17 protein-coding genes are annotated in these 14,290 nt (G+C 63.8%); 8 read left to right on the top strand and 9 right to left on the bottom strand.

The genetic code is table 11. From position 1 onward, the window contains the following. Positions 1 to 3 precede the first annotated feature (3 nt). On the bottom strand, positions 4 to 414 hold the full coding sequence (locus ASD45_RS24095) for a DUF1127 domain-containing protein (RefSeq protein ID WP_082541020.1): 411 nt from the start codon (positions 412 to 414) through the stop codon (positions 4 to 6). On the opposite strand from ASD45_RS24095, the gene ASD45_RS18250 reads away from it, so the two are divergent. Then, positions 413 to 1,051, top strand: a complete 639-nt coding sequence (locus ASD45_RS18250) for a helix-turn-helix domain-containing protein (RefSeq protein WP_348271241.1) — start codon at positions 413 to 415, stop codon at positions 1,049 to 1,051. The two genes, ASD45_RS24095 and ASD45_RS18250, sit on opposite strands and share 2 nt — an antisense overlap. Here ASD45_RS18250 and ASD45_RS18245 read toward each other — a convergent pair. Further along, positions 1,048 to 1,605 (bottom strand): SH3 domain-containing protein, encoded by a 558-nt coding sequence (locus ASD45_RS18245; RefSeq protein WP_056913104.1) that lies wholly within the window; start codon positions 1,603 to 1,605, stop codon positions 1,048 to 1,050. The two genes, ASD45_RS18250 and ASD45_RS18245, sit on opposite strands and share 4 nt — an antisense overlap. Positions 1,606 to 1,741: 136 nt before the next feature. On the opposite strand from ASD45_RS18245, the gene ASD45_RS18240 reads away from it, so the two are divergent. Next, entirely contained in the window at positions 1,742 to 2,743 is a 1,002-nt protein-coding gene (locus tag ASD45_RS18240) for a D-glycerate dehydrogenase (RefSeq protein WP_056913103.1), read from the top strand. A 93-nt stretch (positions 2,744 to 2,836) separates the two neighbouring features. On the opposite strand, the gene ASD45_RS23915 is transcribed toward ASD45_RS18240, so the two are convergent. Both ASD45_RS23915 and moeB read right to left on the bottom strand, forming a co-directional pair. After that, positions 2,837 to 3,055: a hypothetical protein gene (locus tag ASD45_RS23915; RefSeq protein WP_056913102.1), complete on the bottom strand. Its 219-nt coding sequence runs from the start codon at positions 3,053 to 3,055 to the stop codon at positions 2,837 to 2,839. A gap of 149 nt (positions 3,056 to 3,204) precedes the next feature. Further along, positions 3,205 to 4,005 (bottom strand): molybdopterin-synthase adenylyltransferase MoeB, encoded by an 801-nt coding sequence (moeB, locus tag ASD45_RS18230; RefSeq protein WP_056913101.1) that lies wholly within the window; start codon positions 4,003 to 4,005, stop codon positions 3,205 to 3,207. Positions 4,006 to 4,104: 99 nt separating this feature from the next. On the opposite strand from moeB, the gene ASD45_RS18225 reads away from it, so the two are divergent. After that, on the top strand, positions 4,105 to 5,823 hold the full coding sequence (locus tag ASD45_RS18225; protein ID WP_156380970.1) for a serine protease: 1,719 nt from the start codon (positions 4,105 to 4,107) through the stop codon (positions 5,821 to 5,823). A 19-nt stretch (positions 5,824 to 5,842) separates the two neighbouring features. Here the strand turns inward: ASD45_RS18225 and ASD45_RS18220 are convergent, their stop codons facing one another. Continuing rightward, positions 5,843 to 6,616, bottom strand: coding sequence for an enoyl-CoA hydratase (locus ASD45_RS18220; RefSeq protein ID WP_056913099.1), 774 nt, complete (start codon positions 6,614 to 6,616; stop codon positions 5,843 to 5,845). Positions 6,617 to 6,817: 201 nt separating this feature from the next. Between ASD45_RS18220 and ASD45_RS18215 the strand changes: the two genes are divergently transcribed. From ASD45_RS18215 to ASD45_RS18205, 3 genes are all read left to right on the top strand, one after another. Further along, positions 6,818 to 7,264: a DUF2141 domain-containing protein gene (locus ASD45_RS18215; protein ID WP_056913098.1), complete on the top strand. Its 447-nt coding sequence runs from the start codon at positions 6,818 to 6,820 to the stop codon at positions 7,262 to 7,264. Between the two features lie 29 nt (positions 7,265 to 7,293). After that, the gene (locus ASD45_RS18210; protein WP_056913595.1) at positions 7,294 to 8,715 is read left to right on the top strand and encodes a carotenoid oxygenase family protein; all 1,422 of its coding nucleotides are present in this window, start codon (positions 7,294 to 7,296) and stop codon (positions 8,713 to 8,715) included. Between the two features lie 85 nt (positions 8,716 to 8,800). After that, positions 8,801 to 9,529: an outer membrane protein gene (locus ASD45_RS18205; RefSeq protein ID WP_056913097.1), complete on the top strand. Its 729-nt coding sequence runs from the start codon at positions 8,801 to 8,803 to the stop codon at positions 9,527 to 9,529. A gap of 12 nt (positions 9,530 to 9,541) precedes the next feature. Here ASD45_RS18205 and mutM read toward each other — a convergent pair whose 3' ends face one another. After that, complete coding sequence (gene mutM / locus ASD45_RS18200; protein WP_056913096.1) at positions 9,542 to 10,405, bottom strand: bifunctional DNA-formamidopyrimidine glycosylase/DNA-(apurinic or apyrimidinic site) lyase; 864 nt, start codon at positions 10,403 to 10,405, stop codon at positions 9,542 to 9,544. A 79-nt stretch (positions 10,406 to 10,484) separates the two neighbouring features. Here mutM and ubiE point away from each other — a divergent pair, with 79 nt between their 5' ends. Together ubiE and ubiB are read left to right on the top strand one after the other, a co-directional pair. Further along, positions 10,485 to 11,243, top strand: a complete 759-nt coding sequence (ubiE, locus tag ASD45_RS18195) for a bifunctional demethylmenaquinone methyltransferase/2-methoxy-6-polyprenyl-1,4-benzoquinol methylase UbiE (protein WP_056913594.1) — start codon at positions 10,485 to 10,487, stop codon at positions 11,241 to 11,243. Next, positions 11,240 to 12,814 (top strand): 2-polyprenylphenol 6-hydroxylase, encoded by a 1,575-nt coding sequence (ubiB, locus tag ASD45_RS18190; protein ID WP_056913095.1) that lies wholly within the window; start codon positions 11,240 to 11,242, stop codon positions 12,812 to 12,814. Before ubiE ends, ubiB begins: the two co-directional genes overlap by 4 nt. Here the strand turns inward: ubiB and ASD45_RS18185 are convergent, their stop codons facing one another. Genes ASD45_RS18185 through ASD45_RS18175 form a run of 3 tightly spaced genes read right to left on the bottom strand, consistent with a single transcriptional unit; the run spans position 12,815 to position 14,239 of the window. Beyond that, complete coding sequence (locus ASD45_RS18185; protein WP_056913094.1) at positions 12,815 to 13,354, bottom strand: SRPBCC family protein; 540 nt, start codon at positions 13,352 to 13,354, stop codon at positions 12,815 to 12,817. Then, positions 13,348 to 13,713, bottom strand: coding sequence for a DUF1428 domain-containing protein (locus ASD45_RS18180; RefSeq protein WP_056913093.1), 366 nt, complete (start codon positions 13,711 to 13,713; stop codon positions 13,348 to 13,350). Before ASD45_RS18180 ends, ASD45_RS18185 begins: the two co-directional genes overlap by 7 nt. A 28-nt stretch (positions 13,714 to 13,741) precedes the next feature. Next, the gene (locus tag ASD45_RS18175) at positions 13,742 to 14,239 is read right to left on the bottom strand and encodes a VOC family protein (protein WP_056913593.1); all 498 of its coding nucleotides are present in this window, start codon (positions 14,237 to 14,239) and stop codon (positions 13,742 to 13,744) included. Between the last annotated feature and the right edge of the window lie 51 nt (positions 14,240 to 14,290).

Genomic DNA, 14,290 nt, shown 5'->3' with positions numbered 1-14,290 from the left:
CCGTTATCGATTTGGAATAAGCGAAACGCGCGAGGGCTTGCCCCGCGCGTTTTCATTTGGCGCCTCGTCGACCTCCTCCGCCACCACACCTTGCCATAGCCAACGGGCGGATTCGCGCGCGCGGGCGGCGTCGTCGATGCCGATGTCGCGCAGCAGATGAGCTGGCAGATCGCGGAGTTGCCGCCGCGTGCGGGCGCGCCGGGCATAGAGCTTGAGCCATCGCAGGGCCGAAAGCAGTGTCATGGCGCGCAGCATGCGCGTCAGGTGGGTTTCGATGTTACGGCCGGGACCGAAGCGTTGCCGGCACAAAACGGCTACAGTCAGAGCCAGATCGACGATGGAGGCCGGGATGGCGAGCCATGCCGCATTTGCAGAAACAGCTACGCTGGCGGGCGATCCGGCGCGCGCCGTCATGCTGCACGCGCTGATGGACGGCCGCGCGCTGACTGCGAGTGAGCTGGCGCAAGCTGCCGGCATCACGCCGCAAACCGCCTCCGGCCACTTGAGCAAGCTAGCGGCCGGCGGATTGCTGACCGTCGAAAAACAAGGACGCCACCGCTATCACCGGCTCGCTTCGGCGGCGGTGGCGCGCATGCTTGAAGGCATCATGCAGGTCGCCGCCGCTCAAGCCTCACGCCGCAGGCCGATCGTAACCGGGCCGCGCGACACCGCGCTGCGCGCGGCCCGCACCTGTTACGATCATCTCGCCGGACACCTCGGCGTCGCGCTCGCCGATTCGCTGGTCGCCAACAAGCAGATCGAGCTGACGGCGGACGCCGGCATCGTCACCGCGCGCGGGATCACATTGTTCGACAAGCTCGGTATCGATTACGCAGCGCGCAAGCCAGGCTCCCGTGCCCGCATGCTGTGCCGGCCGTGTCTCGACTGGAGCGAGCGGCGGCCGCATCTCGCCGGCGCCCTCGGCGCCGCGCTCTGTGCTCACTGCTTCGACGCAGGATGGATCAGACGCAATGATGGCACGCGGGCTGTCAGCGTCACGACCAAAGGCCGCGGTGCGTTTCGCAACCTGTTCGGAATTGAAGCGGTCTAGTCGACCTTCTCGTTCGGATAGGCGCCCCAAAGGCGCTCCTGCACGATGTAGCCCGAGAAGCTCTTGCCCGTGATCTCGCACCAGTGGCCGTCGCAGTTCTTGATCTGCGCCAGCACGCCCGCCTGCAACCTCGCCATCACAGCGGAGGTGGGATCCGCATCCTGATAGAGCGGCACTAGGTCGTCCTTCTTCGCCGGAACGATCACGGCGGTGCGCCGACCGGACAGCAGCGAATGGTAGACCCAGCCTTCGGCGCCTTCCCAGTCGCGGATGCGCCGCCAGTTCTCGAACTCGGCGGTGATCTCGACCGGCATGCCCGCCCGGGTGTAGACCCAGCGGACGTCCTGGTCCTTGTTCGGGCCGCCGCGGACATTGGTCCGGTCGGACTTCAGGCTGACGAAACGCGGTATCGGTAGGCCACTGACCGGACCGGTAGCGAGATCGGACGCGGCCTGCGCGCCGCCGGCCACGCCGGCAAGGAAAATTGCGGCCAAAAGCACGCCAGCCCAGCGGCGGACGCCACCACGGCCGCCGAAGCTTGCAACCCGCTGCATGCGGACACTTTGTCTTGCCCCAGCCATCTGATAGGAAAAGTCAGGAATTTTGGAACCCCGCATGCGCGAAGCGGCAGTTTGTGCGAGTGCGGTTAAAGAGACCTGAACACCCGGTCCGTGGCGAGTTGAAGTTCTTATGGTCAAGCAGAAGAAGCCCGTCGTTGTCGTGACCCGCAGACTGCCGGATACCATCCAGCAGCGCATGCAGGAACTGTTCGACGTTCGTCTCAATGCCAACGACAAGCCCATGACGGCGGCCGAGCTCGCCGAGGCCATGAAGACTGCCGACGTGCTGGTGCCGACCGTAACCGACCGGATCGATGCCGCGCTGTTGTCGAAGTCGGGCGAGCAATTGCGGCTGATCGCCAATTTCGGCAACGGCGTCGACAACATCGACGTCGCCACCGCGGTTCAGCGCGGCATCACCGTGACCAATACGCCGGGCGTGCTCACCGAAGATACCGCCGACATGACGATGGCGCTGATCCTGGCCGTGCCGCGCCGGCTGGCCGAAGGCGCCAATGTGCTCATCTCCGACAATGATTGGAACGGCTGGTCGCCGACCTGGATGCTTGGCCACCGTATCTGGGGCAAGCGCCTCGGCATCATCGGCATGGGCCGCATCGGTCAGGCGGTGGCGCGACGCGCCCGCGCGTTCGGCCTGCAAGTGCACTATCACAACCGCCGCAAGGTGGCGCCGAAGATCGAGGAAGAGCTCGACGCGACCTATTGGGAGAGCCTCGATCAAATGCTCGCCCGCATGGACATCGTGTCGGTAAACTGCCCGCACACGCCGGCGACATTCCACCTGCTGTCAGCGCGCCGTCTGAAGATGCTGCGGCCCGAGGCCTATATCGTCAACACCGCGCGCGGCGAGGTGATCGACGAAAACGCGTTGGCGCGCATGCTCGAAGCCGGCGAGATTGCCGGCGCCGGTCTCGACGTGTTCGAGCACGAGCCGGCGGTCAATCCGAAACTCGTCAAGCTCGCCAAGGCCGGCAAGGTGGTGCTGCTGCCGCATATGGGCTCGGCCACCGTCGAAGGCCGCGTCGACATGGGCGAGAAGGTCATCATCAACATCAAGACCTTCATGGACGGCCATCGGCCGCCGGATCGCGTCCTGCCGAGCATGTTGTAGGGCACTTCTCGCGTCCTGAGCGCGAGACAGGATCCAGAAAGCCCGCGATTAATGGCCCGATTTCGGGTCACGCGTTGCGCGCGCGTCCCGGCATTACCGCGGCGTGCGACGGCGATCGTTCGGATCGTGCTCCGAATGCATCATTCGCCTGAAGTACATGCCGCGATGGCCGCATTTGAGGCACGGCACCGAAAACTCAACGGCGACATTGCCCGGCTTATCAACAAAGATCGGCGAATGACACTTCTGACATTCGACGACGCCGCGCTCATGATCGCGTCCACCACTCTGGCCAAACTGCGCTGCCGACATGGCAATATCCAATCGAACTCTGTCTCACGTTTGAGTCCATTTTGACCAAAAAAAACTGTGGTGCTGTTAAGGACATCGCAAGCAAGACGTAAACGCGTATTAGCCCTAAAGCTTATCAAGCCGATGACGGCGAGCCGCGTTAAATCACGTCAATAATTGCCGGAGAGATCGACAATGGTCGCACTCTCGCCGCTCAATGGATTGTCGCTGTCCCAAGCGTAATCGAGCGTTTCGAACCGCATCGACCGTGCGTCGATCATGAGCAGGCGGCCGATCAGGCCTTCGCCGAAACCGACGATCTCGCGGATCACTTCCAGCGCCATCATCGATCCGAGTATACCGGGCAGCGCGCCGAGAATGCCGGCTTCCGAACAGGCGGGCACCGTGCCTGCCGGCGGCGGCTCTGGAAACAAACAACGATAGGTCGGATTGGGCGTGCCGTCGGCCCGTTTTTCGTGCGCGCGAATGGTGGTGAGCGATCCGTCGAAGACGCCGAGCGCGGCGGTCACCAGCGGCTTCTTCGCCAAGTAGCAGGCATCCGCCACCAGATAGCGCGTTGCGAAATTGTCGGAGCCATCGGCGACAACATCATAGCTTCCGATCAGCGGCATCGCATTGCCGGCATTGAGACGCTCATTGTGCACCTCGAACTTCACGTGCGGGTTCAGCCGCGCGATCGCCTGCGCCGCGCGTTCCGCTTTCGAGGCGCCGACATCCTCGGTGCTGAAGATGACCTGGCGCTGCAGGTTGGAGAGCGCGACCTGGTCGTCATCGACGACGCCGATCGTGCCGACCCCGGCCGCGGCGAGGTACAGGAGGAGCGGCGCGCCGAGGCCGCCGGCGCCGATCACCAGAACCCGCGCTGCCTTGAGCTTGCCCTGGCCCGGGCCACCCACCTCGCGCATGACGATGTGGCGGGCATAGCGTTCGAGTTCTTCCGGCGTCAGCATTTGCGGCCAATCTAACACCCGGACGCGACAAAACGAGGCGGTTAATGCAATTTCGCAAGGCCGGTTGCACGCTCTCTTCGTTCGGCTAAGGTGCCGGCCATGGTTAGCGTAGGGTTAACGGCAAGGCGTTTCGGCCGCTTTTTCGCGGTTTCGGCAGCCATCCTGGCCTTGGGCGCCGTTCCGGCGTTGGCCCAGGCGCCCGGCGCTGCCGCCGATGCTGCCCCGTATCCGATGGATGCCGCAGAGACGCCGCCCAGCGCCGCCAAGCCTGCGCCTCATGTGCCCGCCCACGCCGCACCGGCCAACACCGGAGCAGCGAAGCCGGCCGACAGAGCGACGGCGCCTCAGCCCAAGGCCGCGATGCCGCTGCCGGCGGCACGGCCCGACGCGCTGAAGAAGCTCGACACCTCGGCGGCAGCACAGATCGCCAAATCAGCGCCCGCGCCGGCGATCGCCAACTCCCCCGACAAAGCATCCAAGGAAACCGTCAAGGAGGCCGCGAAAGAACCGCCGAAGGAAGCGACCAAGGAAGCCGCAAAAGACACTCCGAAGGACGCGCCGAAGCCCGATCCGCTCAATACGCCGCTGACCGCCACCAAGGAAGGCGACACGCTTTATGGTAGCGCCGCTGACGAGCGCCTGCTGCTGCAGGCGGCGTTGCTTTGGGCCGGCGATTACACCGGTGCCGCCGAGGATGGCGACGATCCGCTTTCGACCGCGGTGAAAAATTTCCAGAAGCGTAAAAATTACAAAGTCACTGGCGCGCTCAGCGACAATGAGCGCAAGGAGCTGCTCACCGCCGCGCGCAATTATCAGGATGAGTTCGGTTGGAACGTCGTTGTCGATCCGGCGACCGGCATCCGCATCGGCTTGCCGGCGAAGATGGTGCCGATCGCGCATGATGCGCCACGCGGCACGCGCTGGTCGTCGCGCCACGGCGACGTTCAGGTCGAAACCTTCCGCTATGCCGATCCGAGCCTGAAGCTGGCTGCCTTGTTCGAGCGCGAAAAGCAGGAGCCATCGACCCGCCGCGTCGAATACAGCGTGCTGCGCGACGACAGTTTTTTCGTCAGCGGCATTCAGGGCCTGCGCAAGTTCGCGGTGCGGGCCTCGATCCGCAACGGCGAGATCCGCGGCTTCACCATGACCTTCGACCAGATGATGGAAGGCATTGTCGCGCCGGTGATGGTGGCGATGGCGTCGGCCTTCTCGCCGTTCCCGGCGCGTGCCGCGCCCTTCGCCGCGCTGTCGAAATCGGTCGAGTACGGCAACGGGCTGGTCGTATCGGCGAAGGGCTACCTCGTCACCGATGCGCGGCTGGCGCGCGGCTGTCAGGTGCTGGTGGCTGCAGGGCTCGGCGATGCCGAGCGCGTTGCTGATGATGCGGACAAGGGCTTGGCGTTGCTGCGCGTCTATGGGGCGCGTCAGTTGTCGCCGGTGGCGCTGCCGCGCGGCGCGGCAACTGCGAAAGGCGACGTAACGCTGGCCGGCATTCCGGATCCGAAGGAACGCGACGGCGCCGCCCGGCTTATGGAGATCAAGGCGCGACTGACATCCGGCAGCGCCATCGAATTGCGCGATCCGGTGCCGATGGCCGGCTTCACCGGCGCCGCCGCGATCGATGGAGAAGGCCGTTTCATCGGCATGACCGCAATGGGGCCCGCGGTGCTGGCGAGCCTTCAGCTCGCGGCGCCGCCAGTTCGCCTGGTACGCGCGGACAGCATCCGCGCTTTCCTCGACGCGCACCACCTGCAGCCGGCGGCAGCGGCCGGCAACCCGCGCGACGCCGTGGTGCGAATCATTTGTGTGAGGAAGTAGCTAGTGTCGTCCCCGCGAGCTATCTGTTCTTCCACTGCGGCTTGCGCTTTTCGATGAAGGCTTTCATGCCTTCCTTCTGATCCTCGGTGGCGAACAACGCGTGGAAGACGCGGCGCTCAAAGCGCAGGCCTTCGTTCAGCGTCGACTCGAAAGCGACATCGACCGACTCCTTGGCCGCCAGCACCGATGGCAACGACAGGCCGGCGATGGTTTCGGCCGCTTTCATCGCCTCTTCCATCAATTGCGCTGCCGGAACAACGCGGGCGACGAGACCAGAGCGTTCGGCCTCCGCGGCATCCATCATCCGCCCGGTGAGCACGAGGTCCATGGCCTTGGCCTTGCCGATCGCCCGAGTCAGGCGCTGCGTGCCGCCGAGACCGGGAATGACACCGAGCTTGATTTCGGGCTGGCCGAACTTCGCCGTATCGGCGGCGATGATGAAATCGCACTGCATGGCGAGTTCGCAGCCGCCGCCCAGCGCAAAGCCCGCCACCGCGGCGATGACCGGCTTGCGCGTCCGGTGCGCCACGGTCCAGTCGGCGGTGAAGTTGCCGAGATAGGCCTCGATGAAGGTTTTGTCCGCCATCTCCTTGATGTCGGCGCCGGCGGCGAAGGCCTTGTCACTGCCGGTGATGAGCAGGCAGCCAATGGCATCGTTGTTCTGGAAATCGGTCACCGCTTGCGACAAATCGGCGATCAGTGCGCGGTTGAGCGCGTTGAGCGCGTTCGGCCGGTTCAGCGTGATGACGCCGACGCGACCCTTGGTGTCGACGATGATGTTTTCGTAGGTCATGGGGTGACTCGCATTGGCCGGATAAGGCGCGGATAACAGATAGATAGGGAAACTAGACCAGTTTGACGGAAATACGTTGTTTTCATTGTAGCCCGCGAAAGGCAAGACCTAGCTCGCCCAGCGCGCAAATATTAACGGAACACGGCTAGGTTTTTCAGGTCCGGCTCGAAGCAAGTCACGGCATCACCTGGAGAAGCGACCATGCGAAGCATTCTCTTTTGCGCCGCGCTTTTTGCCTGCACCATGTCGCTCGCCAATGCGCAGACCGCCGGCCGGCCGGCTTCCGGCAAATTGAGCGTATCCGTGTCCGGCATGCGCAGCGACAGCGGCGTTGTGCGTTGCGGCCTGTACGCATCGGCCGACGGCTTCCGTCAGCCCGGGCGCGAGCAGAGTGGCGTAACGGCGAAGCCGAACGGCGGACAAGCCACCTGCGTCTTCAGCGGTCTCGCCGCGGGCACTTATGCAATTGCGGTATTCCACGCGGAGCAGAACGAAACCCAGATCGAATACGGCATGTTCGGCAAGCCCAAGCAGGGCTTCGGCTTCTCGCGCAATCCTGCGACGACTTTCGGGCCGCCTAGCTTCGAGGCGGCATCGTTCAGCTATTCCGGCGGCAACGAGACCGTGCGGGTGACGCTGCACTACTGACGGCCCTGACCGGGTATATGGCGAACGCCATGCACGACCTGTCGGATTCCAGCATTCAGCCATGGAGCGCGGGCTTTGCGTCGCTTGAACAGGAATTCGACTACCGGGTCGCCGACATTGACGGACAAGTGCCTCCATCGTTGCGCGGCACGCTGTTTCGCAACGGTGCAGGCCGCAACGACCTGAACGGAAAGTGGTTTCCGCACTGGTTCGACGGCGACGGCATGATCTCGGCCATCGCCTTTGACGACGGCGGCATTCGCTATCTCAACCGCTTTGTTCGCACCGACAATTACATCAACGAAACGCGCGAAGGCCGCGTGCTTTATCGCGGCTTCGGCAAGTCGCGGCCGGGCGGCATTCTCGCCAACGCTTTCCGCATGTCGGGCAACGTCTCGAATACGTCGGTCGTTATGCAAGGCGAACGGCTTTTGTCGCTGTGGGAAGGCGGCGCGCCTTACGCACTCAACCCCAAAACGCTCGAGACCCTGGGCATCGACGATTTCGGCGGCCGCGTGCGCGCCTTCTCGGCGCATCCCAAGGTCGATCCGGTCAGCGGCGAACTCTATAACTTCGGCATCGACTACGGCGCGAAGACGACACTGACGCCGTACCGGATCGACAGCGACGGCGCGCTGACCGCGTATCCGGCGATACCGCTGCCTTATCCGGTCATGAACCACGACTTCGTGCTGACCGAGAACTATCTGGTCTTCTGTCTCGGCCCCATTCTGGTCCATCCGATTAAATTCATCCTGGGGCTTTCGAGCTTCGACGGCGCGTTGCACTGGGACGGCACAAGGCCGACACTCATCCTGCTGCTGCGGCGTGACGGAACGGCGCCGCCACGCTGGATCGAGGCCGACGCATTCTTCCAGTTTCATTTCGCCAATGGCTTCGAGCGCGACGGCGCACTGTTCCTCGACCTGACGCGCTATCCGGATTATCTCGCCATTGGCCGGTCGCTGCGGACCTATGAGCATTCCGAATGGGCCGCCGACGGGATGGCGTCGCTGACACGGCTTCAAATCGATCTCGCCAGCGGCGCGGTCGGCGTGAGGAGTTTCGATACGGGCCGCAGCAACGAATTTCCGCGCATCAATCCGGCCCGTACCGGACGGCCCTACCGCTATGCCTACATCGCCAATAACCCCAACGGCGATGATATCGGGTTGCAGCATTGCGTGACCCGCATCGACACGGAGACGGGCCGCGTCCAGTCGCACGATGTCGGCAACGGCCGTTATGCCGGCGAGCCCGTGTTTATTCCGACCGGCGCCGGCGAGGATGACGGTGTCGTCGTGACGCTGGTGTACGACGCGGCCGCGAATCGCACCGACATCCTCGGCCTTGACGCGCGGGATCTGGCGGCCCGGCCGCTGTTCACGGCCCGGCTGCGGCATCATGTGCCCTATTCGCTGCACGGTTATTTCACGCCGCGGCTGTTCTGATGGGCTTTGTCATCGGCAAAGTAACAGATCCTTAGGCGAGACTTTCTAAGATTCTCGATCCGATCAAGGCACGAGGACTGCCTCCATGCGCGCGATCGTTGCTCTTCCGTTCATCCTGATCGCTTCGGCCGCCGCGGCGGCGGATTTCCCGCGGCAGCCCGCCTATGTCGCACCGCTGACGGTGCAGACAACTCCAGTCTGGTCCGGCTTCTATCTCGGCGGCAATGTCGGCGGCGGATGGGCCAAAGCCAGCTCGGAATTCTCGACCACGGGTCCGGTGTTCGGCACGGCCAACAATCCCATGAGCGGCGTGACCGGCGGCGTGACGCTGGGCTACAACTGGCAAAGCGGGCCTTTCGTATTCGGCGGCGAGACCGACTTCCAGTATTCCGGCATCAACGGCAGTCTCTCGACCAGTTGCCCTGCGGCGACCTGCCTTGTGCCAGTGTCGGCAAGCTATGACCAGAAGGTGCACTGGTTCGGTACCGTGCGCGGCCGCGCCGGCTACGCGCAGGATGGCTGGCTAATCTATGCGACCGGCGGCTATGCCTATGCGCGGCTTGAGACGACAGCGACAGCGAGCGCCGGCGGCGCCTCGGCAAGTCTGAGCCAGAATGACAATCGCAACGGCTGGACCGTGGGCGGCGGCATCGAAGTCGCGCTGACGTCGCACTGGAGCGCCAAGGCCGAGTATCTTTACATGAACTTCGGTAGCCATACGACGACGTGGCCCGTGCCCGGACTGCCAAGCTTGACCGACAACACCAAGCTCGACATGAACGTCGTGCGCGCGGGCGTCAATTACCGCTTCTGATCCACGCGCGGGTTATTTCTGACACGCCGGGCAATAGAACGTCGAGCGGCCGTTCTGCACGATGCGTTTGACCGTGCCCTTGCAGTCGGGGCACTTTTGTCCTTCCCGGTCGTAGACGCTGAAGTTGTGCTGGAAATAGCCGAGCGAACCATCGGCTTGGCGGTGATCGCGTAAGGACGAGCCGCCGGCTTTGATGGCGTCATTCAATACCGCCTTGATGGCGGCGACCAGCGCGCGGGCGCGGTCGTTGGGCTGACCCTTGCGATCAGCGATGGTGGACGCGAGCCTCTTGGGTGACAGACGTGCCCGGTACAGCGCCTCGCAGACATAGATGTTGCCGAGGCCGGCAACGACCCGCTGGTCGAGCAGCGCAGCCTTGAGAGACGTCTTCTTTCCGGCGCAGGCCGCGGCCAGCATCGCCGCATCGAACTGGTTGCCCAGCGGCTCAGGACCGATGGACTTCAACAGCGGCTCCTCGTCGAGCCTGGCCCGCGCCACGATCTTCATCGAGCCAAAGCGGCGCGGATCGTTGAAGGTCACGGTGCGGCCGTTGTCCATGTGGAACACCACATGGTCGTGAGCGGCATCCTTGGATCGCTCGTGGTGAAAATCGCCGGGCATATCCTTGTCGATGCGGAACGAGCCGGACATACCGAGATGCATGACCAGCACGTCACCGGACGACAGGTCGGCGAGGATGTATTTGGCGCGGCGGCCGAGGCCATCGATGGTCTGGCCGTGGAGGCGCTTCTCGAAGTCCTTGGCGATCGGCCAGCGCAGGCCGCGATGTCGCACCTCGACTTTGGCAATGCGCGCGCCCTCCATCGCGGGGGCGAGGCCGCGGCGCACGGTTTCGACTTCGGGTAGCTCGGGCATGGTTTACCGCTCCGGGCGTGATAGATAGCGTCCCGCGGGCCGGCGCGCTATGGTCCTGCCCGCAAAGGATTATTGGCCGATGAGCAGCTCGCAAGAGACCCATTTTGGATACCGTGACGTGCCCCTCGAGGAAAAGCAGGGGCTGGTCGACGACGTGTTCCACTCCGTGGCCAAGCGCTACGACCTGATGAACGACCTGATGTCCGGCGGCCTGCACCGGCCGTGGAAAAACGCCCTCGTCACGGCGGTCAATCCGCCCAAGAACGATCATCCCTTCGCGCTGCTCGATCTCGCCGGCGGCACCGGTGACGTCGCCTTTCGCGTGGCGGAAGCCGGCGGCATCGGAACGCATGTCACCGTCTGCGACATCAATGCCGAGATGCTGGCGGTCGGCCGCGAGCGCGCCGAAAAGCGCGGCCTGGACGCCCAGGTGACATTCGAGCAGGGCAACGCCGAGGAGCTGCCTTACGCCGACCGCAGCTTCGACTGCGTCACCATCGCCTTCGGCATCCGCAACGTGCCGCGCATCGACAAGGCGCTGGCCGAAGCACATCGCGTGCTGAAATTCGGCGGCCGCTTTCTGTGCCTCGAATTCTCGTCGGTCGATGTGCCGGGCCTCGACAAGCTCTATGAACTCTACTCGTTCCAGGTGATCCCGCGCGTCGGCGAGCGCGTCACCGGCGATCGCGAGGCCTATCAGTATCTGGTCGAGTCGATCCGCAAATTCCCCAAGCCGAAGGCCTTCGCGGCGATGATCGAACGCGCGGGCTTCCGCCGCGTTTCCTTCACGCCCATGACCGGCGGCGTTGTAGCGATGCATTCGGGCTGGAAATTGTGATCTCCGGCATTTCTCACCTCATCCGTCTCTCGCGTGCGGGCTATGTGTTCGCACGTGAAGGCGTGTTCGCGCTGGTCGATACGCGGCCGCTGCCGATGCCGGCGCGCACGGCCATTGCGCTGGCGCGGCTGATCGAGCGGCGTTCCTCGCGCAACGGCGAGAGCCGGCTGGGCGCGGCACTGACGCGGCTGGGGCCGACCTACGTCAAGCTCGGCCAGTTCCTGGCGACGCGTCCCGACGTCGTCGGCACGGCGATCGCGCGCGACCTGGAAGCGCTGCAGGACAAGATGCCGGCTTTCGACCAGAAGGAAGCCGAGGCCGTGGTTGCGGCCGCGCTGGAGCGGCCGCTGAGTGATGTCTATGCCAGCTTCGGGCCGTCGATGGCGGCGGCCTCGATCGCCCAGGTCCACAAGGCTGAGATCGAAAAGAACGGTGAGCGCACGCCGGTCGCGGTCAAGATCATCCGCCCCGGCATCGAGCGGCGTTTCCGCGCCGATCTCGACGCCTTCTATTTCGCCGCGCGCCGCGCCGAGGCGATGTCGCCCGAGGCGCAGCGCCTGCGCTTCGTCGAGGTTGTGAATACGCTCGATCGTTCGGTGCGGCTGGAGATGGATTTCCGTCTCGAGGCCGCCGCGCTCTCCGAGATGGCGGAGAACACCAAAGACGATCCCGACTTCCGCGTGCCGGGCGTCGATTGGGACCGCACTGCCCGCGAAGTGCTGACGATGGAGTGGATCGACGGCACGCCGCTCAACAACCGCGCCGTATTGGAAGCCAAGGGCTACGACCTGCCGGCGCTCGGCCGCACGGTGATTCAGAGCTTCCTGCGCCACGCGCTGCGCGACGGCTTCTTCCATGCCGACATGCATCCGGGCAACCTGTTCGTCGATACCAGCGGCAAGTTGGTCGCAGTCGATTTCGGCATCATGGGACGCCTCGGACCGAAGGAGCGCCGCTTCCTCGCCGAGATCCTGTTCGGCTTCATCACCCGCGACTACATGCGCGTCGCGCAGGTGCATTTCGACGCCGGCTATGTGCCGCGGCATCATTCGGTCGAGGCTTTCGCGCAGGCGATCCGCGCCATCGGCGAGCCGATCCACAACCGCACTGCCGAAGATATCTCGATGGCGAAGCTCCTGACGCTTTTGTTCGAAGTCACTGGCATCTTCGAAATGCGCACGCGGCCGGAATTGATCCTGTTGCAGAAGACCATGGTCGTGGTCGAGGGCGTGGCGCGCTCGTTCGATCCAAGGCTCGACATGTGGAAGACGGCCGACCCCGTGGTGCGCGAGTGGATCGCGCGCAACCTCGGACCGATCGGCAAGATCGAGGACGCGGTCGCCGGCGCCGGCAAGCTCGGCAATTTCGCCGCGCAGGTGCCGTCGCTGCTGTTGCGCACCGGCACGTTGCTCGATCAGATCGACGACATCACACGCAACGGTCTGGTGCTGGCGCCGGAGACCGTCGAGGCCATCGGCAGGGCGGAAGCGCGACGCAGCCGCGCCACCGCCGCGGCGCTGTGGGCCATCGTCGCGCTGCTCACGGCGATGACATGGATGCTGTTGCGGTAGCTACTTCTCGGCCACCGATTTGAGCTTCGCCAGGCCCGTTTCGAAGTCGCCGCCGACCATCTTGTCCATATTGATAAAGACCTGCATGACTTTGCTGATGAAGGGCGCTGGGCCCTGCATGGCCCAGGTCAACTGCGTGGCGGGCCCCTGCGGCGCCAGGGCGAAAATCACGTCGTTGCTGGCCGAAATCGGCTTCACCATATTCAGCCTGATGGCTACACGCGAAGACGGCGTGCTTTCGGTGATGGTCATGTCCCCGGCGCCGACCTGGCCGTTGCCGTCCCACGCATAGGTGGCACCACGCCCTTTCGTCGTGGCGCCAAAAGTCCGCGTCATGGCGGGATCCTTGTCCTCATAAGGCGACCACCGTGACCACTGATGAAAATCATCGATCAATGGAAAGATTTTGTCGGCACCGGCATTGATGACGATGGTGCGCTGGACACGAAAGGTATCGGGCTTAGTCAACGCGAGGACGGCGATAACAACAATTGCGCCCACGATTACCGTAGCGCCGGTGAGCAGTATCATCTTCATGATCGCTTCTCGATCATCGTCTTGAAGCCGCCGTAGATCATACGCTTGCCGTCGAACGGCATCGCCTTGGCATTCATGTACTTGGCGAGCCGCTTGTCCTGCATCACCTTGCCCAGGATGGTGTCGCGCGACTTGCGTGACTTGTAGGTGATCCAGGAAAAGATCACGACCTCATCCTTCTTGAGCTTCACGCTCTGCGGGAAGGAGGTCCACTTGCCCGGCTTGACGTCGTCAGCGACGCACTCGGCGTAACTGAGCGCGCCGTGCTCCATCCACACCTTGCTGGCGAGACGCGCCATCTTCTTGTAGGTGCCCAAATTCTTCTTCGGCACCGGAACGATGAAACCGTCGACGTAAGTCATTTCGTCACCCCTTGCTTGCTCGAAAATCCTAGCCTCGCCTGGCCTTCTCGATCGTGGCGATATCGAACTTCTTCATCTTCATGAAGGCGTTCATGACCCGTGCGGCGACGGCGCGGTCCGAACCAGCGAGAATATCGCCCATGAAATCGGGGAACACCTGCCACGACAGGCCGTACTTGTCCTTGAGCCAACCGCACTGGCTTTCCGCGCCGCCGTCGGCCGTCAGCGCGCTCCAGTAGTAGTCGATTTCCTCCTGCGTCTTGCAGGGCACCTGGAGCGAGATCGCTTCGTTGAACTTGAACATCGGCCCGCCATTCAGCGCCGTGAACGGCATGCCCGCGAGTTCGAACTCGACCGTCAGCACCGAATTCTTCGGCTTGCCGTGGATGTCCTGTCCGGCGTCCGGGTAATAGGCCGTGCGCCCGATCTTCGAGTCCTTGAAGACCGAGCAGTAGAACCTGGCAGCCTCTTCGGCCTGATTCTCGAACCACAGGCAGGTCGTCAGTTTTGGTTTGGAAAGAGCCACTTCAGTCTCCATTCGGTTTGCTGTGAAACGATGCGGACGGGCGCCGCATGA

It is taken from the genome of Pseudolabrys sp. Root1462, from assembly GCF_001426945.1.
In the GTDB taxonomy this organism is placed as follows: Bacteria; Pseudomonadota; Alphaproteobacteria; order Rhizobiales; family Xanthobacteraceae; genus Pseudolabrys.
Note: the sequence above shows the minus strand (reverse complement) of the source record. Positions and strands in the feature narration are given on the sequence as shown.

What these genes read in the sequence shown, in the direction of transcription:
- ASD45_RS24095 (WP_082541020.1), bottom strand. Translation starts at nt 414, where the DNA reads ATGACGGCGCGCGCCGGATCGCCCGCCAGCGTAGCTGTTTCTGCAAAT.
- ASD45_RS18215 (WP_056913098.1), top strand. Translation starts at nt 6,818, where the DNA reads ATGCGAAGCATTCTCTTTTGCGCCGCGCTTTTTGCCTGCACCATGTCG.
- ASD45_RS18225 (WP_156380970.1), top strand. Translation starts at nt 4,105, where the DNA reads ATGGTTAGCGTAGGGTTAACGGCAAGGCGTTTCGGCCGCTTTTTCGCG.
- moeB (WP_056913101.1), bottom strand. Translation starts at nt 4,005, where the DNA reads ATGCTGACGCCGGAAGAACTCGAACGCTATGCCCGCCACATCGTCATG.
- ASD45_RS18210 (WP_056913595.1), top strand. Translation starts at nt 7,294, where the DNA reads ATGCACGACCTGTCGGATTCCAGCATTCAGCCATGGAGCGCGGGCTTT.
- ASD45_RS18180 (WP_056913093.1), bottom strand. Translation starts at nt 13,713, where the DNA reads ATGACTTACGTCGACGGTTTCATCGTTCCGGTGCCGAAGAAGAATTTG.
- ASD45_RS18205 (WP_056913097.1), top strand. Translation starts at nt 8,801, where the DNA reads ATGCGCGCGATCGTTGCTCTTCCGTTCATCCTGATCGCTTCGGCCGCC.
- ASD45_RS23915 (WP_056913102.1), bottom strand. Translation starts at nt 3,055, where the DNA reads ATGTCGGCAGCGCAGTTTGGCCAGAGTGGTGGACGCGATCATGAGCGC.
- ubiE (WP_056913594.1), top strand. Translation starts at nt 10,485, where the DNA reads ATGAGCAGCTCGCAAGAGACCCATTTTGGATACCGTGACGTGCCCCTC.
- ASD45_RS18240 (WP_056913103.1), top strand. Translation starts at nt 1,742, where the DNA reads ATGGTCAAGCAGAAGAAGCCCGTCGTTGTCGTGACCCGCAGACTGCCG.
- ASD45_RS18245 (WP_056913104.1), bottom strand. Translation starts at nt 1,605, where the DNA reads ATGCAGCGGGTTGCAAGCTTCGGCGGCCGTGGTGGCGTCCGCCGCTGG.
- ASD45_RS18220 (WP_056913099.1), bottom strand. Translation starts at nt 6,616, where the DNA reads ATGACCTACGAAAACATCATCGTCGACACCAAGGGTCGCGTCGGCGTC.
- ASD45_RS18250 (WP_348271241.1), top strand. Translation starts at nt 413, where the DNA reads ATGCTGCACGCGCTGATGGACGGCCGCGCGCTGACTGCGAGTGAGCTG.
- mutM (WP_056913096.1), bottom strand. Translation starts at nt 10,405, where the DNA reads ATGCCCGAGCTACCCGAAGTCGAAACCGTGCGCCGCGGCCTCGCCCCC.